This is a genomic window from Parasphingorhabdus pacifica (genome assembly GCF_054779195.1).
In genome coordinates this window covers 145,735-168,497 of sequence record NZ_BAAGYS010000015.1, presented here as the reverse complement: position 1 = coordinate 168,497, position 22,763 = coordinate 145,735, and the positions used below count along the sequence as shown (strand labels likewise).

Below are 22,763 nucleotides of genomic sequence, written 5' to 3'. Positions count from 1 at the left end.
CTAGGTTGTCACGGTTGAGGGGTCCTGATTGCCGGGCGTGAGCTCGCCGAACCAGGACGTGACTCCGTTGATCCCCCGGAAGGACCCCCGGTTTGCGTGCCCGACTGGCCACGATGTTCCGTGCGCTCAAGCACGCCAACTACCGGCGGTGGGCCGTCGCGGACTTCGTGTCCGTCACCGGTGCGTGGATGCAGAACCTGGCGCTGAACTGGTATGTGCTCACGCAGACGGGGTCCCCGGGGTTGCTCGGCGTGTCCCTGCTGTTCCAAACACTGCCCGGCGTATTGCTCGCCTCGTTCGCCGGCTCGATCGCCGACCGTTGGCCCGCGCGGCGCATCCTGTTCGCCACCCAGTCCCTGCACGCCCTGCTCGCTCTCGTGCTGGCGGCCATCGCCTGGACCGAAGCTCCGATGTCCGCCGTCTACGTGATGGCGCTGCTGTCCGGCATCATCACCGTGTTCGACGGTCCGGCTCTCGGCCGGTTCGGAGCCCAACTGGTGCCCCGCGACGACCTCGGCAACGCTCTCGGGCTGGGCTCGATCTTCAGCTCCGGCGGCCGGATCCTGGGCATGAGCCTCGCGGGCGCCCTCGTCGTGCTCACCGGTGTGCCGCTGCTGTTCGTGCTCAACGCGGCGAGCTTCGTCGGCGTGCTCGTCGCGATCAGCAGGGTTCGCCCGGAGGGGATCTTCGAACTGGCTACGAGTACGGCCGAACGAACCGGCATTCGTGCCGGGCTCAAGTACGTCCTGGGGCACCGACCGCTGATCGTGATGTTCCTGCTCAGCTTCGTGCTCTCCGCCCTCGGCCGCAACTACCAGGTGACGATGGCGGCGATGAGCGAAGGGAAGTTGGCCGCGGGCGCCGCCGGTTACAGCGTCCTCTCGGTCGTCTTCGCGGTCGGAACCGTGGCGGGCGGATTCGTGGCGGCCGCGCACCGGCAGCTGACGCTGCGGCTGGTGCTGGGAGCGGCGTTGGTGACGAGCGTGCTGCAGATCTTCAGCGGTGCCAGCCCTACCGTTCTGACGTTCTCGGCTCTGCTCTTCCCGATCGCGCTGGGCGCGGTCGTGCTCGACACCGCGCAGAGCACCCGGATGCAACTCGACACCGACGAGGACATGCGCGGACGTGTACTGGCAGCCAAATCGATGGTGACCTCGGCGTCCGGAGCGGTCGGCGGTCCGCTGCTCGGCTGGATGTCGGAGTTCGCCGGAGCCGGGCGGGCACTGGAGATCGCGGGCGTCGTGACGACGGTGGCGACCCTGGCGGCTTGGTTCGTCTTCTCGCGGATGCCGGAACGCCGCGCACTGCCCCGGCAGCACAGGTGGGTGCGTCTGGCGGATGTGCACCCCGCTTCGCCGTCGGTCGACGCGCCGCCGACCCCGCCCAAAAGCGTGGAAGCACGTCCACCGCGGGGTCCTGGTTGGACCAGGCCGGGTGGTCGGCTCACCAGGAGTCGGCGTCGTCACAGCCAACGTGCCCGCACAACGCGGGAAAGCGCGCCGCAGGAACAACGGGCCGCCGGACCCGAGCCGGTCAACGAAATACCCACTGGCTGATGATCGTCTGCCCGGCGTGATGCTGCTAGCGTAATCACGCGGGCACGTAGGGTAATCACGCCAGTAAGGGGATACGTATGAGCGTGGCACGGGAGCCGGAGTACCCCAGTCGGATTTGGATGTCACCGCGTGTCTGCGAGCACCCGCGCGAGTCCATCAACTTCACCGGGCACTTCCCGCCGGAGGACCACAACTGCAGCGTGTTCAACGCGCACTGCTTGCAGTGCGGTTCGCAGTGGACGCAGGCCGACACGGACGTACCCTGGGACCAGCTGATGTTGAAACTCGCGAACGGCGAGTTCGGCGTGGTCTCGTCCGCCGACCCCGAGATCGAACGCAAGGTCGAGTGGAGGCGGCGGACCCGCTACGACCAGATCATGGAAGACGTCACCGGGGACTCGAACCCGATCCTGTCGAGCACAGTCGAGTTGAAACGCCCCGACTGAGCGCGGACCCGACTTCCAACGGTGACGCGACCTGGTGTGCCGGAAGACGAACATCCCCGGCGCCCGCCCGGTTCCGGGGATGTTCGGTGCTGCCGCGCTTTCGGTTTCCGGGTCCGGGCGCGGCGCCGGACCCCGCACAACTCTTCTCCGAGGCTTCCCGCCGGTGGTGTGCTGAAACACTCCCCTCCGTCACGTGACGTCACGCCATCCACCCGTTGGGCTCACGTGGCCCTCTCGTTGCGCGACCTCACGAATGGCTGCGACGTTCGCGCTCGCGCTTGCTGAACGTGGCCCGCCGAACCGCTGCTTCGGTCTCCAAGCTCGCTCCGAGCGCACCGGCGACCGTGCCCATCGAACTCGCCAACCACACCAACGACACGTAGTCGAGGACCCCCACGGGATGACCCAGCATGATGGACAGGTAGCTCGACGAGATCACCGCCGCGGCCCCAACCAAGGTCGCGGCCATCAACACCAGGTACATGCACGCCACCCCGATGGTCAGGGTGAGCACGGTGGCGAGGTTGAACAGGACGGCTTCTTCGCCATCGTTGCGCTCGCGCGGGCGTTCCCACAGCCCGTTGTTGAAGATCAACCAGATGACCATGGCGCAGATGGCCACCAGGGAGATCAGGGACAGACGCTGGTAGCTCAGGGCATCAGCCATCCGCCACAGCGTCGGGTAGAAGATCCCGAAGGCGCCGGTGGCCGCGGCGGCCGCGATCGCACGGGACAGGCTCGGCACGAGGCGCCACGGCCGGTTGTCCCGGACCATGCCGAGCAGCAACCGGAGCCGCCCGCGCATCCCGGTCAGCACGAGCTGAACACTGGACTCGGCCGAGGGGAGCTGGCGCACGGGTGAGACCGCCTCGGTGGCCCGGCGGCGAATGTGGTGGTGCTTCTCGGCGGCGGTCCGGTGCGGGGCCGAACTGAGCACCTCGGTGGCGATGAGACCTACCGCGTGCACGATCGTCTCAGCGGTGTGCGATTCGAGCCGCATCGCATCCAGCCGATCGCCGGCAGCGATACCAGAGCCCCTGCCGCCTCGGCGTGGACATCGGCGATCACCGGCCTGGTTCCGTTCCGGCGGGGTAGGTCGGTGAGGCAGATGAGAACGTCCCAACCCCGGTCCGGCAACAGGGTCCTGGCTTTCTCCTCGACCGGGAGGCGGCCCTGCGCGTCCAGGCTCAGTTCCTCGGTGCTGGTGACCACATTCCATTCCACGTCGCGAATGATGCGCCTGCCGAGGGCATCGGGAAGCTGATCCGAAACGTTCCTGGCGACCGCGCTCGGAGTTCCGGGATCCGCCACGATCCCCACCGAGACGACGGACGTGTCGTGTTCACCGGACAATGCGCCCCCTTGTCGCGTGGCTGAGCAAGAACCCGTGTTCGGAACGGAATGCCAGAAGGGGTGTTCCCGCTCGCGGGCGGCCGGACACGCGCGACTCGCGCTCCGGTTCGCCCAGCGAGCGGTCACGCGCGGGGAACCGTCAGGTCTGCGGGGCCGCCGTGCGCAGCGCGGGCAGCAACCGCTGTTCGGCGAAGTCGAAGAATCCGGCGGGATCAGCGTCCACACCGACCTGGACCAGGGCGATGTCGGTGAATCCGGCTTCCCAGAAGGCCCTCGCGGAGGACACCACGGGTTCCACGTCAGGGCCGCACGGGATTCCTGCCGCGATGTCCTCGGTCCGCACGTACTGGGTCGCCGCGGCGAACGACGCGGGCCCCGGCAACTCGGAATTGACCTTCCACCCGCCGGCGAACCAGCGGAACTGCTCCCACGCACGCTTGAGCGCCGCATCGCGATCCGGGTCCCAGGCGATCGGCATCTGGGCGATCTTGCGGGCGGGCCCGTTGGTGCACCGCGAATCCCAATCGCGGCAGAACTCGTGGTTGGGTTCCACCGCGATCATCGCGTCGGACAGCGGTGCGAACCGCCGGATGGATTGGCCACCCGAGACGGCGGTCGCGACCGGCACTCGCCTCGCCGGAAGGTCCCACAGCTTCGCCGAATCCACCCGGTAGTGCTTGCCGGTGTAGTTCACGTTGCCGCCGTTGAAGAGGCGGTCGATGATCTCCAGCGCCTCGGTCAGCATCTCGTGGCGCACGTTCACGGGGGGCCATCCACCGCCGACGACGTGCTCGTTGAGGTTCTCCCCTGCGCCCACGCCGAGTACGAAACGGTCTTCGGAGAGCAGTCCCACCGTCGCCGCCTGCTGCGCGACGACCGCCGGGTGGTAGCGGATGATCGGAGCCGTCACGTAGGTCATCAGCTCGACCCGTTCGGTCGCCTGCGTAACCGCCCCCAGCACGCTCCAAGCGTTCGGCGAGTGTCCTTGGGCCTCGAGCCACGGGAAGTAGTGGTCGCTCATCACCTCGAAGTCGAAACCGGCGCGTTCGGCGGCGGAGGAGTGCGCGACCAGCTCTCGCGGCCCGGACTGTTCGGTCATCAGTGTGTATCCGAATCGCACCATGCCTCCAGGCTGGCACGGGAAATCGGGATTCGCGCGGGAGAGCATTGCCGCCATCCGGTTTGGCCCGTGTCCGCTCGGGAAATGCGAAGTGGAGGCAGCTTCTTGTTTCCGGGAGGTATCGGCATGGCGCGCACACGCCAACAAGGCGATCTCATCGACATCCTCGTCACCGATCACGGGCAGGTGGAGAAGGCGTTCACCGACTACGAACGGGGCGGACTGTCGAAGGAACGGCGGCGCGAACTGGTGGATCACGTCATCACCGAACTCGTCCGCCACTCGGTCGCCGAGGAGCAGTACCTCTACCCGGCAGCGCGGGAAATGCTGCGCGACGGCGACAAACTGGCGGATGAGGAACTCCGGGAACACGCCGAAGCCGAGCAGGTGATGAAGCGCCTGGAAGGGCTGGACGCCGACGATCCGGAATTCGAGCGGTTGACCCGGCAACTGATTGCCGATATCCGCCACCACGTCGAAGAGGAGGAACGGGACCTGTTCCCGCGGCTGCAGGACGTGTGCACGCCCGAACAGCTGCTGGACCTCGGGAACAAGGTGATCATGGCGAAGGACGTCGCCCCGACGCGCCCGCACCCCTCCGCACCCGATCAGCCACCGGCCAACATGATCCTTGACCCGGGGGTCGGTTTGATCGACCGCATGCGGGACGCCCTCTCCGGGCGCAGTCGGTGAGGGCGCAGTCGGTGAGGGCGCAGGCGGTGACGGGCGCAGCCGGACAGGGCGGATGCGATTCATCCCGTTGACCAAGCGTTCGCACGGCTACCGGTCGGTGCCCACGGGTGGCAGACTCGTGGCATGACTGATCGTTTCCGGCACCGCTCACGAACCATCGCCCTGGCCGGGCTGCTGGGCACCGCCGGTATCGCGCACTTCGCGCGGCCCTCGCTGTTCCAGCCGTTGATTCCGCACCGGGTTCCCGGCAGCGCACGCGCGTGGGTGCTCGCATCCGGTGGAGCCGAACTGGCCTGCGCTGCCGCCGTGGCCCACCCGCGTACCCGCCGGGCGGGTGCGACGGCGAGTGCGGCGCTGTTCGTGGCGGTGTTCCCGGGGAACATCAAGATGGCCGTCGACTTCTGGCGCACCCGCAAGCCCCGATGGCTACGGGCACTCGGCTGGGCGCGACTGCCCCTGCAATGGCCACTGGTCGCCCTCGCCCTCCGGGTGCGGAACGGGCCCCGGGAGTAGCTTCACGCGGAGGCGGCACAGCCGCCCGGCGTGCTCATGGCCGGTAGGTCACTCCGAATTCTCCGTGCCGGACTCCGAATCCGTACCGGACTCCGAAGCCGAGGCACGTTCGGAACGGCGCAACCACAGCACCGCGCCTCCTTGCGCGGCAGCGGCGAGTCCGATCAGGAGCAGTGCCAACCCACCCGGCCACGACCAGCCGACATACAGGACCACAACGACGGCCACCACGAAGAACACGAGTGTTCTGACCAGTAGGAAGGTCATCCTCCGGGCGTTCAACGTGGAATGCTCCTCGACGTTCGGGCAGTAGCGCCGGACCGCGCACCGGTGGAAATCCTACCGAAGCCGGATCCGTCCGAGCCGGTCAGTCGGTGCGCACACCGCGTGGTCGATCCTGCGCACTGAGCGCCGAGACCCCGCAGCGGGCTGCGCGGTTCGGAAGCAGGGCAGCCCGAGCGGTACCGGCGGGGGAGTAGATGCCACTCCCCGTGAGTCGGCGTACACGCAGGGCACCCCATTTCGGGGGTAGTAGCGCGTGAGAGTGACATGGAACATGTTTCCGGGCAAGATCCGATCGAGCCCGCGTGGCCGGGAGGACGACCTCCATCCTGACGCCACCGCCACGTTCCGCCGGCGAACGCCAACAACGACAACCCGACTCTCGCATCAACACTCCCGTCCGTGCTGACAAGTCGTTCCTGCTCGCCGGGCGACAAGCGCCCGGCGAGCCAGGTCCATGAGAGGACATGTCGATGGCATCTCGTCACTCCGCTCCTCGCGAATCCCGCCATTCGCCACAACAAGTGGACCCCGCCGACAGCGGGTCACAGGCCGGTTCTCGAGTGACGGCTCGGCGCCGCTTCCTCGGCTACCTGCTGGCCGCACCGACCGTGGTCGCCGCAGCCCGACTGGGCGAGTCGATCATCGCGCCGCCGGAAGCGGCGGCGGCACCGTCCAATCCGCAGTTGGCGGACTTCGTCGACCTCAACGACGCGTTGACGTTGGCCGCGAAGCCCACCGAGAACCTGATAGCGGTCCAGGTGAATCCAGATGGGACCGTCTCCTTCGCCCTGCCCAGAACGGAGGTCGGTCAAGGAATCACCACGGCGATCGCCATGCTGATCGCGGAGGAGATGGATCTGCCGCTGGAGAAGGTGAACATGAGCCTGGCCGACGCGAGGCCGGAGCTTGTTTTCAATCAGATCACCGGCGGCTCGAACACGCTCAACGCCATGTACACGCCGGTGCGGGTGGCCGCCGCACTCGCCAAGGGGCGGCTGCTGGAAGTCGCCGCCATCGAGCTCGACGAGGCCGTCTCGACGCTGACCAGCACGGCCGGAGTGATCACTTCGCACGCCGGGCAGAGCCTGTCCTACGGAGAACTGGCGACCAAGGCGGCCGGCAAGCGGTCCGAAGAGCTGTCCACGCAACTCAAGCCGGAATCCGAGTTCACCCTCATCGGCAAACCGCAGAAGCGGATCGACGCGCTGGACAGCGTCACCGGGCGCAAGCAATTCACGATGGACTTGGACATCCCGGACGCGAAGCCGACCATGTTGTGCCGGCCGCCGACCATCAACGGTGCCGTCGGATCGGTCAACAACGCCGACGAAGTCCGGAAGATGCCCGGCATCACCGATGTCGCCACTATCAGCAGCGGCGTGGCGGTGCGCGGGGAGACCTTCGGCCAGTGCATCGACGCCGTGAACGCGCTCGACGTGACGTGGGGGCCCGGCCCGGTCGACGACGAATCGGACGACACGGTGCTGGAGAAGCTCAAGGCGATCACACCGCCGATGCCACCGGCCGCGCCCGGCACCAAGACCCTCGACGCGGAGTTCACCTTCGCGTTCGCGGGAAGCAGCGCCCTGGAGACCAACTGCGCGATCGCCGACGTCAAGGACGGCAGCGCGGAGATCTGGTCCACGGTGAAGATTCCGATCGTGGCCCAGTCCGAGATCGCGAAAACACTGGGCATGTCACCGGAATCGGTAACCGTGCACGTGATGACCGGAGGTGGTTCCTTCGGACGCAAGCTCTTCCACGACGCGGCGGCGGAAGCCGCCGAAGCGTCGAAGGAGTTCGGCAAACCGGTCAAACTCATGTGGCACCGCGCCGACGACTGCCGGCAGGGCCGCGTGCACCCGATGTCGTTCTCCCGCATCCGCGCCAGCTACAACGGCGGCGACATCCTCAGCTACGACCAGCACCACGCCAGCGTCCGCACCAGTTTCAGCCACGGCTTCGGGGACGCGATCACGAGCACCGCCTCGCGAATCCCCGCAGTGGGGCCGGTCCTGTCCGAAACCATCTTCGAACTCACCCAGACCTCGCCCTACAGCATCGGGGCAACCAAGCAACTGCTGACCGAAAGTCACCAGACACCGCAGGACAACCAGTACCGTGGCGGCTTCAACACCGGCAGCATGCGCAACGTCTACTCGCCGAACGTGGTGTGCGCCCGAGAACTCGTCATAGACCGGTTGGCTGCCGATCTGGGCAAGGACCCCTACGAATTCCGGCGGGAGATAGCCAAGAACGAGAACATGCGCACGGTTCTCGACAAGGCGGCCGAGGTCGGCGAATGGGGCAAGTCATTGCCCGAGGGAATGGCGCAGGGTATCGCCATCCACGGCGAGTACAAGCACGCGATGGCCTGCCTGGTGGAGATCGACTGCCGTCCCGAAACCACCGAGCGGGAGATTCGCGACGGTGTTGCCGGACCACGGGTCACCCGCGCGGTGTTCGTCACCATCCCGGGGCAGGTCGTCGTCAACCCCATGGGCATGGAAGCGATGCTGCAGGGCGGATTCATCGATGGAATGGCGCTCGCCCTGACCTCCAGCGTGCACCTGCAGAACGGACGCTTCCTGGAAGCCAGCTGGGACAACTACTTCTACAGCCGCCAGTGGAACGTGCCGTTCGATCTCGAAGTGGTCATGCTGCCCGCCGATCCGGAAGAGAAGGTCGCCGGTGCCGGTGAAGCTTCGGTAGCCCCCGCGTTCTCGGCTGTGGCCTGCGCTTACGGGCGGGCGACGGGAACGATGCCGACCTACTTCCCGATCAACCACAACGATCCGTTGGCCTTCGAACCATATCCGGCGGTGCCCCCGCTGCCCCCGTCGCCGACCAACGGACTGCAGTACACCTTCTGAGGAGATCACGATGCCCGAACACACCTTCCAGCTCAACGGCGAGCAGGTCACTGTGGACGTTGCTGACGACGTGCGGCTCCTCTGGGTCCTGCGCGATGTCCTCGGCGTCACCGGCCCCAAGTACGGCTGCGGGATCAACGTCTGCAAGGCCTGCACGTGCCACATCAACGGCAAGGCCTTCAACCCGTGTTCCGTCCAGGTTTCCGACATCCAGCCCACCGACGAGATCACCACCATCGAAGGGTTGCCGGGTACCGTCGGAAAACCACTGCACCCCATGCAGGAGGCGTGGCTCGACAACGACGTGGCCCAGTGCGGCTACTGCCAGCCCGGCCAGATCATGGCCGCGGTGGCCAAGGTGCGGCAGGCCCGCGAAGACGGGCACGAGGTGGGCGACGCCGACCTCGACGAGATCCGCAACATCTGCCGATGCGGCACCTACTGCCGCATCCGGGAGGCGATCACCGCGGGCGCCGAGAACATGTGAACCACCGACTGCGCCTGCCCCGTGAAGGCGGGGCAGGCGCAGTCACCCGGATCCTGCGGCGGGGCCGGGTCAGCTATCGGCCCCGGATCCGGCCGCGCGCTCAGCACGCAGGACGAAGCGCTGGATCTTGCCGCTGGGCGTCTTCGGCAGTTCGTCCACGAAGTGCACCGCGCGCGGGTAGGCGTGCGCGGCGAACTTTCGTTTGACCAGTTGCTGCAACTCTTGGACCAGTGCTCGGTCACCGGAAAATTCGCGAGAGAGCACGACGAATGCCTCCAACGCCTCGCCCTTGACCGGATCGGGAACGCCGATCACGGCGGTCTCGGCCACGGCCTCGTGTCCGACCAGGACACTTTCGACCTCGAACGGTCCGATGCGGTAACCGGCCATGATGATCACGTCGTCATCGCGGGAGGCGAAGAAGAAGTACCCGTCCTCGTCCCTGGAACCCGCATCACCGGTCAGGTACCAGTCGCCTTGGGACGTGAAGCGCTCGGCGGTCTTCTCCGGCGCGTCAATGTAGCCCGAGAACCACATGAGTGGGCTTCCCGGGACGTTGATCGCGATCCGTCCTGAGGTTCCAGCGGGGGCGGGCTCGTCGCGCTCGTCGTGGAGCACCTCGGCCGACCACCCCGGCAGCACCGTGCCCATCGAGCCGGCACGGACCGGAGAACGAACGGCCTCGGACCAGCCATTGACGATCATCATCCCGTGCTCGGTCTGCCCGTAGTGGTCCCGCACGGCGACACCGAGTTCTTGCTCGGACCAGCTGACCACCTCGGGAGTCAGCGGCTCCCCGGCCGACGAAGCACGCCGCAGCCGGATGCCGTCCGGAACAGCGGAACCGGTCCGCAGGCTCCGGTAGACGGTGGGAGCCGCGGCGAAGTTGGTGACGCCGAACTCGCGCATCACCTCCCATGTCAACGCCGGGGAGAACTTCGCGCGGAGCAGGACGGCCGGATGTCCTGCCGCGAGCGGGCCGAGAATCGCGTAGTAGAGCCCGTAGGCCCACCCGGGGTCGGCGGCGTTCCAGAAAACGTCCTCGGGCCGGACGTCGAGCCCGAATTCCAGGTAGGCCTGGAAGGATGCCAACGCCTTGACCGGGACGGGAACACCCTTCGGCGTGCCAGTGGTGCCCGACGTGAACAGCTGCACGAGTGTGCCGTCGCCACCCAGCGCGACCGCACCGGCACCGGGCTCGTCGCCGGTGCGAGCGTCGAGCAGGTCGCGCAACGCGAGATCACCGGGTTCGGCGGCGCCATCGGCGACGACGATCCGCCACGGTGGGTCGGCGGGCATGTCCTCGCCGGGTGCGAGCTTGGTGCGTTGATCCGCATCGACGACGACGAGCTTCGCGTTGCTCGCCCGCAGGCGCAGTGCGATGGCCGGGGGTGCGAACGCGGTGAACAGCGGCACGTGGACCGCTCCGCGCCGCCAGATCCCGAGCAGTGCCACGACGAGATCAACGGACTTGCCCATCAGCACGCCCACGGAGTCGCCCGGCTCGACACCCAGATCGGCGAGGGCCGCGGCGAAGCGTTCCGACTCACGGCGCAACTCCGCGTAGGTGAGCTGCCTGCTGGAGAGGTCGGCGTCGACGACGGTGAACGCCACCCCGTCTGCCGGATGCCTATCGCACAGCAGTTCGGCTGCGCACGCCTGTTCCGAGGAGAACACGCGCAGCAGTTCGCTCACGTGGTCAGCCGGTGCCGTGTCCGCGGAGCTCGTGCTCGACCAGGTACTCACGAGGGCTCCTCTCCTGTTGGTCGGTCTTTTGCCGGTTCGATGTGTCTGGTTATGCTCCGCGACACACCAACGGCGGACTACCCCCGTAATGGGGTTCTTAGCTGTTCGGGTTTATGGGTAAGGACGTGCCGGTTTGTGTTGAGCTGTCATCGTTTGTAGGGGTGGGCGCGTGGGCAGGGTGTTTCGTATCGGTGAATCTGGTTTCATGCGGGCACGTTGCCGCGCGTCCGTTGGTCAGCTCTCTACCGGCTCGGTTCGGGTTTGAGCGGTAGCCGTGCGGAGTTGTGTGCGTTCTTGTCGGGCTGGCTGCTCGGACTGTGGTTGTGGAGCGCCGTGCTCGTTGGCCCGGGTTGATGTCGAGCGTCTGGAAGCGGCTCGTGCTGCGCAGAGTAGGTGTGTGGCCACACGGGGTGGTGCGGTCGGGGTGGGCCTCGGGGTGAAATCCCCTAAGACCAGCCCGCTGGCACCGGTATTGCCACGGGAAGACCACCGGGTCCACGCTGCACCGCAAGGTGACGGCTCAGGAACACGTTTACACATTTCCTGAACGGAGGGACAGTGAAGCCTACTGATGACGCCGTCCTGCGCCCGAACGATGCGGATGCCTTCCGCAACGCGGTGCGAGAGGTCCGGAGGTATGCCGAAGCACCGGTGGCGTTCGGAGGACAGGTGAGCGACGGCATCCTGAGCCTCTCCGAGTTCCTCGGTGTTCGGACCACCGGACTCAAGGGGTTGCACGTGCGTTCCCCGAAGGGCCTCGGTGGTCAGGTCGTCTCCTGCCAGCGCCCGGCATGGGTCAACGATTACGGTGCCGACCTGTCGATCACGCATCACTACGACGCTCCGGTGCTCGCGGAGGGAATCCGCTCGGTGATCGCCGTCCCGGTCGCGGTGCGGGGCTCCGTCCGCGGCGTCCTCTACGCCGCGGACCGGGGTGTGGAGCCGATGGGGGACCGCGTGCTCGACGTGGTCGTCGACGCCGCGCGGAGGCTCGCGGTCGAGGTCTCCACCCGCGACGAGGTCGACAGGCGGCTGCACCTCCTGCGGGCGGCCGAGACCAACGATCCGACCGGGCAGGACAGCTGGGGGATCGAGGAGGTCCGCGAACTGCACGCCGAATTCCGGTGCATCGCCCAAGGGCTTGAAGAGGGCACCCTGCGCGATCGCCTGCGCGAGGCTTGCGACCGGCTCGCGAACCTCACCACCGGACACGAGCCGAAGGCGACCGCCACCACGCTGGCGCCCCGCGAACTGGACGTGCTCTCCCAGGTCGCCCTGGGATGCAGCAACGCCGAGATCGCGAACCGGCTGTCGTTGCTCCCCGAAACGGTCAAGGCGTACCTGCGCAGTGTCATGCGCAAGCTCGACGTGCGCACCCGCCACGAAGCGGTCGTCACCGCCCGGCGACACGGCCTCCTGCCCTGACGGCGGGTGCGATCTGATGGTCGCGGCGGATGCCTTCCGTGGCGTAACGTCGCCGATCGATGCCGCCCGCCGGTACCTGCATCGGTGGGTGGGCGAGCAGGCGCTTGGTCAACTGTGGCAGAGGCACGAGGAGGATCGATCTTCATGGCTGTGGACCCGCGCGGGGCCGACATCAAGCGTTACCTGGCCGAGGACACCGACGGTCCGGTGGTGATGCTGAACCTGCTGCGCTTCCGCGACGGTGGCCGCGAGTCCTACAGCAGGTACGCCGCCGAGATCGAGGAGACGATTCTGCCCCGTTACGGCGCGAAGGTGCTCTATGCCGGACTCGGTTCCACCGCCCTCGTCGCCGAAGACGGTCAAGCGTGGGACGCCGTGCTGGTCGTCCAGTATCCGAGCCGGGAGGCATTCAGCCGCATGGTCGCCGATCCGGAATACCAGCAGGTGACAAAGTTCCGGACCGAGGCGCTCAGCGAAGCCGTGCTGCAGGCGACGATTCCCTGGCAGGCGGCCGCGGATTCCACCGAGACGTGAGCGAAGCCGCGGCCGCCACTGGGTGCGGGTGAGCGCGTGCGCAAGGGCAGCACGGTTCGACCTGCTCGCCGACACCGACCGCGGTCGGTGTCGCACGTGATCATCGGAAGAGGTCCGCCACCGACTGGGGTAGTTGTTCGAGAGTATTGGCGGTCTCGCCTTGCGGGGCCCACTCGCGCAACGTCGTCAACACGGCACGGACCTGCTGCTCCGTGGTTTCGATGTCGGCCGTGGCGATCTCACCGCTGACCCGGTCGAGAAAACCCATCTTGTCCAAGGAACGCGCCTGTCCGCTTCGTTGGGAGAGCTCTCGCTGAAGTTCGGGCGGCAACCCTTGCATCAGGTCGTCAACCTGCCCGGCGCTGATGCTCTCGGCCAAGGTGGTCAGAGTGGCGCGAGAAACTCTCGAAGCTTCGTCCGACGAGGAGAGTCCGGTCGACTCACGCACCTGCTCGATGAACGACAACATGGGGTCGCCTTGCCAGACCGATTCCATTGTGGGTTGTTCTCCTTCCGAGTTCGATCAATCGACGCTGCCCTGTTGCTACCCGCTCCGAGCGGCACCGAAACTCGAACAGTGGAATGCGCGGTGAAGTTCATTCGGTCGGGAAACGGCTCCGTCCGCGCCCGCGAGAACTCGGCGAGTCGTCCGTCGTAGATCAGCTGTGCCCGGTAGGGGAGCGACGCCTGTGTCGAGTTGAGCCGAGCTTCGAGTGGTGCGCCCGCGTGTTGGTTCCGGCTGAGGAACATACGCGCAGGCGCCCCACGGTGAACGGCAAGGCCAACAGCGGGCTGCGCTCAGCCGCAGTTCGTGCCGCGCTTACCGCCCTCGGTACCGCTGATCCGGCCCATCCAGTTCCCAGCCGGCGGATCGTGTCCGGGCGAGGCTGTCGGACCTGCCCTGCTCCAGATCTCGCAACCCCGAGACGCTCAAGCCTGCGAGCTCCGCGAACTCCTGCTGCGCCGGCCCTTTCCTTAGTCGAAGTTTCCGAATGGACCCGCCCAGAGGAATCGAAGAACCCACGAAGGAGACCGCCCGCCAACAGCGATGTGTTCGACAACGACCGAAGTGATCTTAGCTGCCAGTGGCGGACGCGATGATCAAATCGCGACAGGCAACCCGGCCAGCGGTGCACGATCCGTCTCGCCAGTTCACCGCAGCGGGGAGACCTCGCGCATCCAACCGGGTGTGGTTCGACCGGTGATCGAATCGGCGAGGGCCTTGCCGGTTACGGGGCCGAAAGTCATGCCCCACATGCCGTGCCCACCCGCGACGTACACCCGCGGCGACGACGTCGCGCCGATCAGCGGCAGGCCGTCGGGCGTGCACGGCCTGGAGCCGACCCATTCGTCGTAGCGCCGGTCCCAGTCCACGCCGGTGAACATGGGGCGGATGGATTCGACGATCGTATGGATGCGCCGGGAGTCGAGCGCGGCATTCGCGGAACCGAACTCCATCACGCCGGTGACTCGAAAGCGATCGTCCAGCGGATTGCAGGCCACTTTCTGCTTCGGAAGGTAAATCGGGTGGGTGGGCATGGCCCGGGGTTCGACGCTGAAGCTGTACCCGCGTCCGGCTTGTACGATCCTGCGGACTCCGAAAGGCCGCGCCAGCCTTCCCAACCAGGCACCGTTCGCGAGCACTGCCGCGTCCGCGCGGAGATCGCTCCCGGTGGTGGAGTCGAGTTCGACTCCCGCCGGACCGAGGTCCCGGACATCGGCGACGTCGAACTCCTCGTCGATGCGGCCACCCCGGACGCGGACCGCTTCCGCCAGCGAGCGGAGGTACTCCGGCGGGTTGATGAAGCGTTGGCCGCGTACGCGAACACCTGCTCGTACCTCGGCGCTCAGGGTCGGTTCGAGGGTGCGAAGTTCGGCACCATCGGCGAATTCGTACTCGACGCTGCCGCCATTGGCCAGAACCTTGTCGAACTCCTCGACGAGGTGGTCGCGGTCGTGGCGCGAGGAGCAGGCCGCCAAGAACGGGTCGGCGTGCTTGAGCGGTGCGGCCACACCACCATCGGCGAGCTGCTCGTAGGCGCTGATACCGCCGAGGTTGAGCTCATTGAACACGGCCATGGAACGCTGCCACCGCGATTCGGTGCAGTTGCGGGCGAACGCGGCAAGGAAAGTCCACATTCGACGGTCGGCGACGAGGGGGATCGACAGCGGTGATGACGGGTCGAACATCGATCTGAGCCCGAAACGCAGCACGCGCGGCTCCGGCTGCGGAACCGTGAACGCGGGGTTGATCAGTCCCGCGTTTCCCCAGGACGCTCCGGCGGCGACACCGGATCTGTCCACGATCGTCGTGCGAACTCCGCGTTCTTGCAGGAACCAGGCCGTTGCCAGACCAGCCATGCCCGCGCCCACGATGACGACGTGTTCGGGGCCTGATCGAGCTCCCATGTCTTCCCTTCCTCCTCGTCTTCACGCGCGCGGGAACTTCGACCGAGCGCACGAAACGTCGCCCCCGGCTAGTCGGGAACCGGTTGGTCCAACGGTCGTCCCGCCGTTTCGGGGCTGTTCAGGATCGGAACCAGCGTGACGAGCACGACCGCGGTCAGGTAGAACGCGGGCATGAACAGGTTGCCGGTCGCATCCACGAGATAGGTCATCAGCAGCGGGGCCGTTCCCCCGAAAACGGCGAACGAGACGTTATAACCGATCGCCACGCCCGTGCCGCGCACCCGCGCCGGGAACAGGGCGGGCAACGTCGCGGTCGTCGTGCCCAGCACGGGAATGTGGCACAGGGTCAACATCAGGACACCGGCGAGCACGGGCAGCCAACTCGCACGCCCGATCAACCAGAAGGCGGGAAAGGCGAGCACCAGATACCCGACGGCGGCCGCCACCAGCATGGTCTTGCGACCGACACGGTCGGACAGCGCACCCGCGAATGGGATGGATACGGTCAGTACCCCGCCCGCCACGAAAACCAGTAGCTGCGCCAACTCGGACGACAACCCGATGTTGCGCTCCAGGTAGCTCGGCATGTACGTGAGCAGCACGTAGGTCCCGATGCTCGAGTAGATGACGATGCCGCCGCAGAGCAGCACGCGCAGGCGATAGCCGCTGAAGGTCTCCCGGACCGGAGCGCGCGCCGCGGCTGCCTTCGCGGTCAACGTCGTGAAACTCGGCGTGTCCGTCAGTCGCCATCTCAGGTACAGGCCGATCGCCCCGAGGGGCAACGCGATGAGGAAGGGAATGCGCCACCCCCACGAGTTCATGGCCGCTTCCGACAAGACGTAGGTCAGGTAGGTCACGAGACCCGAAGCCAGCAGAAAACCACCGATCGCGCCACATTCCAGCCAACTTGCCCAGAAACCCCGCCGCTCGTCCGGCGCGTACTCCACGACGAAGGTGGACGCACCACCGTACTCACCACCGACGGCGAAGCCTTGCACCAGCCGGGCCAGCACCAGTGCGACCGGGGCGAGGACGCCGATCGTGCCGTAACCCGGAAGGAGGCCGATGGCGCAGGTGGCCGCCGACATGGTGAGAATCGTGATCGACAGCGTGCGCTTGCGGCCGATCTTGTCGTTCAACGGCCCCAGCAAGAACGCACCGGCGGGTCGAATTCCGAACGCCACGGCGAAGGTGGCGAACGAAGCGAGCAACGACAACGTCGGGTTGGAGGTGGGGAAGAAGACATCTCCGAGGACCACGGCCAGGTAGCCGTATGTCGCGTAGTCGTACCACTCGGTGGCATTGCCGATCATCGCCGCGGTGACCGCCCGCCGCTGCAACCGCGAGGTCGCTCCGACAGCAGGATTCGCCGTGTCGGTCATGCCGTCCGCTCCTCGATCCCGATGAGTTCGGGTTGGCCCTGCGTCAGAACGCGTGTCCCGTGCTGTTCGACGACGAAAGTCTGGCTCAGGCCCACGCAGGTCCTTCCGAACGAGCGGAACGACGCGGGCACGTGGAAAACCATTCCCTCCTGCAACGGCTCGTGGTTGTCCGCGGTGATGTGGAACGGCGCGCCGTCCATCCAATGTGGCTTGTGCGCCAACCCGACCGGATATCCGAACAGCTGGTGGAACACGACATCGTCGGGCATCCGGCCCAGAGCACGGGAGGCCCGGGTAGCGACGTCCCTGCACGGCACTCCGGGCCGGGCGTTCTCCAACACCGAATTCAGCGCGGTCCGCGCCAGATCCCGCAGGCGCCGCTCGGTCGCGTCCGGCGTGCCGGCCATCAAGGTGCGCATCACCGGCGCGTGGTAGCGGTGGTGGGTCCCGGCGAACTCCAGGAAGGTCGGGCCGTTGCACAGCGACTGACCCACCCAGCTCGAGTGCGGGATGCCCGCCCGCTGACCGGTCACCACCACCGGACCCCATGCCGCCGGGGAGTTGGCGTGTTCGAACAGCTGTGCCACGATCGCCGCCGCGACCGAAGCATCCGTCGCGCCGGGTTTGCCTGCTTCGGCGATGGCCCCTTCCACACCCGCGCTGGTCGCCGTGGCGGCCTGCTCGACGCAACGGATCTCGCCGGGCGAGAGCACCAGTCGCACCCGTTCGACGAGGTAGTCGGGATCGACGACCTCGACGCGCCGGTCCTCGAGGATCCGCGCCGCTTTCGGCGGTGTGGAGGCATGACCGGCCTCCACACCCACCCGGGCGGCCCGGGGGAGCACGCCCACGGCGTGATCGAGGAACCGTTCCAGGCTCCCCAGCGCGTCCGCATAGCCCGCGTAGCGGACGTTGCCCACTCGCGAGCTGGCCAGTGCCCGCCCCACCTCCAAGTCCGGGACGTACAGGAATGTGTCGGACTCGGTGACCAGCAACGGCTGCGGTGCCGTCTCGGCAGTGTGAAAGCCGCACAGGTACTCGACGCTGGAAGGCCTGAACACGATGAGCCCGTCCAGCCCGGTTCGCGCCATCCGAGCCCGGACCCGGCCCAAACGTGCCTCGTACTCGGTGTCGCTGAAGGGGCGATCCTCGGACGCTCGTACCGACTCGGTGACCGCCGACGACAACCAGTGTGCGGGAGGTTCGCCATCGAGCCCGTCGAGGCTCGGCGAAACCGACGTCCGCTGTTCGTAACCCATGTTTCCCCTCTCGGGTGGGGTGGAGCCCGTGCTCCGACGAGACCGATGCCGCGCGGGCCAACGTTGGCCCCGGTAGTTTGCGGTGGATCTCTTTTCACGTCCATTACAGGAAGCTTCATCGAATGCTTTAGCGTTCGTTGATGGAGTTGTCGCTGCACCGGCTGCGGATGCTGCACGAGTTCGCCCGCCGCGGAACGATCACCGATGCGGCCGCCGCACTGCATTACACGCCCTCGGCGGTCTCCCAACAGCTCGGCGCGCTGGAACGCGAGGTCGGCCTGAACTGCTGGAGCAGGTCGGCCGCCGGGTGCGTCTCACGGAGGTCGGTCGCACCCTCGCCCAGCACGGCGCCGAAGTCCTCGCGGCAGAGGAGCGAGCGCGAGTAGCGCTGGAACAAAGCCAGGAAACCCTCACCGCGGACCTCACCGTGGGAGTGCTCGCGACGATCGCCGCGTCTCTCGTGCCGCCGACGCTGGCGAACCTGTCGGCTCGGCATCCAGGGGTCGCGGTCAAGACCCGAGAGGTCAGCCCCGAGGATGCGCTCGTCGCGGTTCGCGATGGGGACCTCGACCTCGCGTTCGTCCTCGATTACCCGGATGCGCCCATGTCCTGGGGGCTGGATCTGGATTTCACCCTCGTCGGAGTCGAGCACCTCCACCTCGTCGTGCCACAGGGCGAGTTCGGCATCGACAGCCCGGTCGCGCTTGGCGACCTGACCGGGTGCTCGTGGGTCGCTTCCGGAAGCGACACCGACTTCGGCCGGGCTCTGCTGGCGGTGTGCCGTGTCGCCGGCTTCGAACCGCGCATCACGCACCAGGTGGATGAACAGGCCACCGCGATGGCGATGGTCGCGGGCCACCTCGGCATCACCGTCGTCGCCGATCTCGGCCTCCCGCTCCGGCCCGAAGGCGTCGACATACTCCCGCTCCAACAGCCGCTCATGCGTCGCGTCTTCGTGGCCCGCCGACTGGCGACCGGCAGTCGGCCCTCAGAACGGGCGTTCCTGCGGTCGGCGTTGGACGCGGCGGTCTCGCTGGGTCTCCAGCCACAGAGCTGAAGGCGGGGAACGCAGCACGTCGTGCTCTCGACCGATTCCGGCTCGGGACGACCGGCGCAGGCAGGTGCTCGGCACCGCTCAGCCTCCCGTCGAGGGCACGAACTCGTCGATGGGGGCGGGTTCGCCCAAATAGAAGCCCTGTACCTGGTCGCATCCGAGACGGCGCAGGAGGGCGAGCTGCCGGGCGGTTTCAACACCTTCGCCCACCACGGCGAGACCGACGGCGTGGGCCATGACCACGATGCTTTTGACGATCGCCTCCAGCTCGGCAGAACTACCGAGATCGGTGACGAACGATCTATCTATCTTGAGGATGTCCAGTGGCATCCGCCGCAGCTGGGCCATCGACGAATACCCGGTTCCGAAGTCGTCGATCGCCAGTCGAACGCCCAGCGCGCGCAGCGCGTGCAGGACCCGGGAAGCTGCGTCGGGGTCCTGCATGAGCGCGTTCTCGGTGATCTCGAAGCACAGGGCACGTGTTGGTAGCCCGGATGCCGCCAGTGCCTGTTCCACCATGGCTTGCAGGTCGGGATCTTCGAGCTGGCGGGGTGAGAGGTTCGCGTTCAGCTGCAGGTCGAGCCCGCAGCGCTTGCGGAAGGCGGCGAGCTGCCAGGTCGCGGTGCGCAGCATGTGCGCCCCGACCTGGTTGATCAGGTCGCTCTCCTCCGCTATCGGGATGAACTCCCCGGGCGAGACCGACCCGTGCACGGGATGCTCCCACCTCAGCAGAGCCTCCACAGCCACCGTGCGCTCGCTGCCCAGCTCGATCAACGGTTGGTAGGCCACCCAAAACTGATCCTTCTCCACGGCTTGGCGCAGGTCCTGTTCCAGGGCCATGTGCCGCTGCACGCGTTCGCGCAGCTCGACGTCGAAGAGCGCCCAACGCCCGGAGCCCTGCGTCTTGGCCTGATACATGGCCACATCGGCATCGCGGAGCAGTTCCTGGTCGTCCCGTGTGTCCCCGGTCGGGGAGACCACTACGCCGATGCTGGCGTTGACGTGCACCTGCCGGTCGTGCACCCGTACCGGTACGGTCAGCGCTCCGAGAAGGCGATCGGCCATGTCGGTGAGTTCGTCGTGGTGGTCATGGACGACCACGACGAACTCGTCCCCGCCGAGCCGGCCCACCAGCGCCTCGTCGGGTGCGGTCCGCAGCAGGCGTTGCCCGATGGTTCGCAGCACCTCGTCGCCGACACCGTGGCCGAGGGAATCGTTGATCCGCTTGAAGTTGTCCAGATCGAGGAACAGCATGGCCATCGGTATCTCCGGAAGCCGCAGCGGCCCGAGATGGCGCAGCACCAGGGTGCGGTTGGCGAGTCCGGTCAGTGGATCGTGGGTGGCCTCGTATTCCAACTGTTCCCGCGCCAGCCAGCTCTCGGTGATATCGGTGAACGAGAGGACGACCTTGTGCGGTGGCTGGCCTTGCGGAGTCAGCGCCCGTGAGGTGGCCGCCAGCCACACACGGCCCCCATCCGGTTGAGCGAGGCGGACCACCCGCGAGTTCTCCGGCTCACCCGTCCACCGGGTCACCTCCGAAGGGTGCTGTTCGGGCTGTAACTCCATCCCGGCCTCGTCGAACAGGCGCCAGGAGGCGAGCGCAGAACCCACGACCTCGGAGGCCCCGAGAATGCGTTCAGCAGCGGAATTGGCTGCTTCCACTCGACCCGTCGAGCCCACTACGACCACCCCCTCGTCGAGCGCGGCGACAACGGTGGCGTAGTCCTGCTCGGCCCGCTGGCGCTCCGCCTCCTCGTACCTGGCCAAGTCCTTGAGCATCTGCGTTTTCCAGCGGGTCGCGCGGAGCATGCGGCCCCGCATCGTCTCCACCGCGCGCGCGAGCATGGTCAGCTCGGGAGGTCCGACCTCGTCAACCGGACGGTCGAGATCGCCCGAGGCGACCTGCTCGATCTGCGCCACGAGCGTGCGCAATGGATGGGTGAGTGATCGGTGCAGGAGGATGACGCCGACCGCGGCTACCGAGAACCCGGCAAGGAAGATGAGCGCGGTGAGCCAGTCAGCGAGCGTTCGCGCCGCTTCGGTCTCGGCCCTTTCCGATGCGGCGATTTCATCGACCCTCGTACTCAGGCCGGCCACGCTGCTCTGCAAGGCGGTGTAGAGCTGGGGTTCGAAGAATTGATGTTGCCAGTTTCGAGCTGATTCCCGGACATCGGCCAGGTGGTTCATGATCGCCGGATCATGGCCGAATCGCTCCTCGACGACCTCTTCGAGCCGCGCGGTTTCGCTGCGCTCCGTCTCGTAGGCGCGGAGGAACGCGGAGTCGCCGGTGATCACGTATCCACGCGCCGCGTTCGCTTGTTCGGAATAGGACTTGGTCAGTTCGGCGGCCGCTGCTTGAGCGGGAAGGGTCACGGTGGTCAACGTGGTGGACGCTGTCGCGGCCTGCTTCCGGAAGACGACCGTGCCCGCGGCGAGGACTCCGAGCAGCACGAACAGGACCGTCACGAGTGCGTAGACTCGTCCCAGCAGGGAGATCCGCCCGTTGCTCAACAGAACCACCTGTCGAGTATGCGACACGAATGGGTGGACGACAGGCTGTGAGTCTGCCGTTGGTGAAGCGTGTGCGGGTGTCGCGCGAGCGCATCGCTCCGAAGCGGCACGCGTGCACCCGGGGTCGGACCGACATGCGGAGATCCATGTGCAGCACCCATCTCGATCACTGTGCCGGGCAGTCACCTGGCCAGTTCGTGGCGTTCGGCGCTGCCGCGTTCCAACGCCCCGCTCGACTGCGGTTACAAGCGGGCGAAGACCGGGTGGTGCCGGAACGTGCTCGGACGCCGTGCGGATCGTCCGCGACGGTTTCGAGGATGGTGGTGACGCGTTCGACCGTGCGATGCTCCTTGGCCTGTCCAGCCGCCGGAACCACCTGCTCTCGCGTGGCCGACGGCTGCCACGCTGACTCGTTCACCGCGTTTCCCCCTCGAGTGGACATGCTTGCGGGAACAAGACAAGAGTCCATCGGCGATGGCGGATCAATCGCGGGGCTGCGCGACGCTGGTGCGCAGGACGGTGACCACGGCTCCCACGAATCCGATGTTGAACGCCATGTGCACCGTAGTGACCGCCCGGGCGAGCTGTCCGGCCGCGTACACGTCCCCGAACCCCACGGTGCCCGTGATCGAGACCGAGAAGTAGAGGGCGTCGGTCTTGGTGTGCAACGACACGAGCGAGCCAGGCAGGTGTACGGCGAGCCCGTAGTAGACCGCGGCGAAGAAGAGCACCACCAGGTACAGCGCAGCGATCACACCGGCCATGGATGTCCGCCGGTACGATCGTTCGGACCGGAAATGCGCCACCTCGAGAAGGATGACCGCTGCGACGGCAATGAGGCCCACGGCGAACAACGCCACGAAGATCCAGGTCCCGGCTGCGCTACCGATGCGTCGCAGCGGCAACAGGTAGTACACGCCAGTGCAGGCCGCCACGGCCAACACGGCGGCGACGAGGTTGCGCAACTGACGCCCCTCCGAGGAGCGCGGTGTCGAGTCGGTCATGGCACCTCCCGATGGGTCAGCGTGTGGGCACGCAGGCATGCGCGCCACACGAACCGAAATCGGCCGCGCCATCGATGACAGTCGGTTCCGCGTCCGTCGAAACTCCGTGTTGA

Annotated in this window: 22 protein-coding genes; 10 read left to right on the top strand and 12 right to left on the bottom strand. The window is 67.0% G+C overall.

Annotated features, from left to right (window positions below; genetic code table 11):
- Positions 1-92 precede the first annotated feature (92 nt).
- Both ACYVAN_RS22630 and ACYVAN_RS22625 read left to right on the top strand, forming a co-directional pair.
- Positions 93-1,556 (top strand): MFS transporter, encoded by a 1,464-nt coding sequence (locus tag ACYVAN_RS22630; protein ID WP_460962854.1) that lies wholly within the window; start codon positions 93-95, stop codon positions 1,554-1,556.
- Positions 1,557-1,633: 77 nt separating this feature from the next.
- Entirely contained in the window at positions 1,634-2,002 is a 369-nt protein-coding gene (locus ACYVAN_RS22625; RefSeq protein ID WP_460962852.1) for a hypothetical protein, read from the top strand.
- Between the two features lie 247 nt (positions 2,003-2,249).
- On the opposite strand, the gene ACYVAN_RS22620 is transcribed toward ACYVAN_RS22625, so the two are convergent.
- The 3 genes from ACYVAN_RS22620 to ACYVAN_RS22610 form a co-directional block, all read right to left on the bottom strand.
- Positions 2,250-3,002, bottom strand: a complete 753-nt coding sequence (locus ACYVAN_RS22620) for a hypothetical protein (protein WP_460962850.1) — start codon at positions 3,000-3,002, stop codon at positions 2,250-2,252.
- On the bottom strand, positions 2,957-3,355 hold the full coding sequence (locus ACYVAN_RS22615; RefSeq protein ID WP_460962848.1) for a hypothetical protein: 399 nt from the start codon (positions 3,353-3,355) through the stop codon (positions 2,957-2,959). Before ACYVAN_RS22615 ends, ACYVAN_RS22620 begins: the two co-directional genes overlap by 46 nt.
- 139 nt (positions 3,356-3,494) lie before the next feature.
- On the bottom strand, positions 3,495-4,478 hold the full coding sequence (locus ACYVAN_RS22610; RefSeq protein WP_460962846.1) for a TIGR03557 family F420-dependent LLM class oxidoreductase: 984 nt from the start codon (positions 4,476-4,478) through the stop codon (positions 3,495-3,497).
- 123 nt (positions 4,479-4,601) lie between these two features.
- Between ACYVAN_RS22610 and ACYVAN_RS22605 the strand changes: the two genes are divergently transcribed.
- Positions 4,602-5,168 (top strand): hemerythrin domain-containing protein, encoded by a 567-nt coding sequence (locus tag ACYVAN_RS22605; RefSeq protein WP_460962844.1) that lies wholly within the window; start codon positions 4,602-4,604, stop codon positions 5,166-5,168.
- A gap of 123 nt (positions 5,169-5,291) precedes the next feature.
- Entirely contained in the window at positions 5,292-5,681 is a 390-nt protein-coding gene (locus ACYVAN_RS22600) for a DoxX family protein (protein ID WP_460962842.1), read from the top strand.
- 48 nt (positions 5,682-5,729) lie between these two features.
- Here ACYVAN_RS22600 and ACYVAN_RS22595 read toward each other — a convergent pair whose 3' ends face one another.
- Positions 5,730-5,963: a hypothetical protein gene (locus ACYVAN_RS22595; protein WP_460962840.1), complete on the bottom strand. Its 234-nt coding sequence runs from the start codon at positions 5,961-5,963 to the stop codon at positions 5,730-5,732.
- 473 nt (positions 5,964-6,436) lie between these two features.
- On the opposite strand from ACYVAN_RS22595, the gene ACYVAN_RS22590 reads away from it, so the two are divergent.
- A complete protein-coding gene (locus tag ACYVAN_RS22590) occupies positions 6,437-8,839 on the top strand; it encodes a molybdopterin cofactor-binding domain-containing protein (protein ID WP_460962838.1) in 2,403 nt (800 codons plus the stop codon).
- Positions 8,840-8,849: 10 nt separating this feature from the next.
- Positions 8,850-9,326: a (2Fe-2S)-binding protein gene (locus ACYVAN_RS22585; RefSeq protein ID WP_460962836.1), complete on the top strand. Its 477-nt coding sequence runs from the start codon at positions 8,850-8,852 to the stop codon at positions 9,324-9,326.
- Between the two features lie 69 nt (positions 9,327-9,395).
- Here the strand turns inward: ACYVAN_RS22585 and ACYVAN_RS22580 are convergent, their stop codons facing one another.
- Positions 9,396-11,072, bottom strand: coding sequence for an AMP-binding protein (locus ACYVAN_RS22580; RefSeq protein ID WP_460962834.1), 1,677 nt, complete (start codon positions 11,070-11,072; stop codon positions 9,396-9,398).
- Between the two features lie 558 nt (positions 11,073-11,630).
- Between ACYVAN_RS22580 and ACYVAN_RS22575 the strand changes: the two genes are divergently transcribed.
- Both ACYVAN_RS22575 and ACYVAN_RS22570 read left to right on the top strand, forming a co-directional pair.
- Entirely contained in the window at positions 11,631-12,497 is an 867-nt protein-coding gene (locus ACYVAN_RS22575; RefSeq protein ID WP_460962832.1) for a LuxR C-terminal-related transcriptional regulator, read from the top strand.
- Between the two features lie 144 nt (positions 12,498-12,641).
- Entirely contained in the window at positions 12,642-13,031 is a 390-nt protein-coding gene (locus ACYVAN_RS22570) for a DUF1330 domain-containing protein (protein ID WP_460962830.1), read from the top strand.
- A 100-nt stretch (positions 13,032-13,131) separates the two neighbouring features.
- Here the strand turns inward: ACYVAN_RS22570 and ACYVAN_RS22565 are convergent, their stop codons facing one another.
- From ACYVAN_RS22565 to ACYVAN_RS22545, 5 genes are all read right to left on the bottom strand, one after another.
- Complete coding sequence (locus tag ACYVAN_RS22565) at positions 13,132-13,527, bottom strand: DUF2267 domain-containing protein (protein WP_460962828.1); 396 nt, start codon at positions 13,525-13,527, stop codon at positions 13,132-13,134.
- A gap of 324 nt (positions 13,528-13,851) precedes the next feature.
- Positions 13,852-14,055, bottom strand: a complete 204-nt coding sequence (locus ACYVAN_RS22560; RefSeq protein ID WP_460962826.1) for a helix-turn-helix domain-containing protein — start codon at positions 14,053-14,055, stop codon at positions 13,852-13,854.
- Between the two features lie 128 nt (positions 14,056-14,183).
- Positions 14,184-15,440: an NAD(P)/FAD-dependent oxidoreductase gene (locus tag ACYVAN_RS22555; protein WP_460962824.1), complete on the bottom strand. Its 1,257-nt coding sequence runs from the start codon at positions 15,438-15,440 to the stop codon at positions 14,184-14,186.
- A 68-nt stretch (positions 15,441-15,508) separates the two neighbouring features.
- Positions 15,509-16,822: an MFS transporter gene (locus ACYVAN_RS22550; protein WP_460962822.1), complete on the bottom strand. Its 1,314-nt coding sequence runs from the start codon at positions 16,820-16,822 to the stop codon at positions 15,509-15,511.
- On the bottom strand, positions 16,819-18,081 hold the full coding sequence (locus ACYVAN_RS22545) for a M24 family metallopeptidase (protein WP_460962820.1): 1,263 nt from the start codon (positions 18,079-18,081) through the stop codon (positions 16,819-16,821). Before ACYVAN_RS22545 ends, ACYVAN_RS22550 begins: the two co-directional genes overlap by 4 nt.
- A 140-nt stretch (positions 18,082-18,221) precedes the next feature.
- On the opposite strand from ACYVAN_RS22545, the gene ACYVAN_RS22540 reads away from it, so the two are divergent.
- Positions 18,222-18,467 (top strand): LysR family transcriptional regulator, encoded by a 246-nt coding sequence (locus ACYVAN_RS22540; protein ID WP_460962818.1) that lies wholly within the window; start codon positions 18,222-18,224, stop codon positions 18,465-18,467.
- Positions 18,389-19,138: a LysR substrate-binding domain-containing protein gene (locus tag ACYVAN_RS22535; RefSeq protein ID WP_460962816.1), complete on the top strand. Its 750-nt coding sequence runs from the start codon at positions 18,389-18,391 to the stop codon at positions 19,136-19,138. The genes ACYVAN_RS22540 and ACYVAN_RS22535 overlap by 79 nt, the downstream gene beginning before the upstream one ends.
- Before the next feature lie 78 nt (positions 19,139-19,216).
- On the opposite strand, the gene ACYVAN_RS22530 is transcribed toward ACYVAN_RS22535, so the two are convergent.
- Together ACYVAN_RS22530 and ACYVAN_RS22525 are read right to left on the bottom strand one after the other, a co-directional pair.
- Complete coding sequence (locus tag ACYVAN_RS22530) at positions 19,217-21,655, bottom strand: EAL domain-containing protein (RefSeq protein ID WP_460962814.1); 2,439 nt, start codon at positions 21,653-21,655, stop codon at positions 19,217-19,219.
- Between the two features lie 473 nt (positions 21,656-22,128).
- Positions 22,129-22,650, bottom strand: coding sequence for an ion channel (locus ACYVAN_RS22525; protein ID WP_460962813.1), 522 nt, complete (start codon positions 22,648-22,650; stop codon positions 22,129-22,131).
- Between the last annotated feature and the right edge of the window lie 113 nt (positions 22,651-22,763).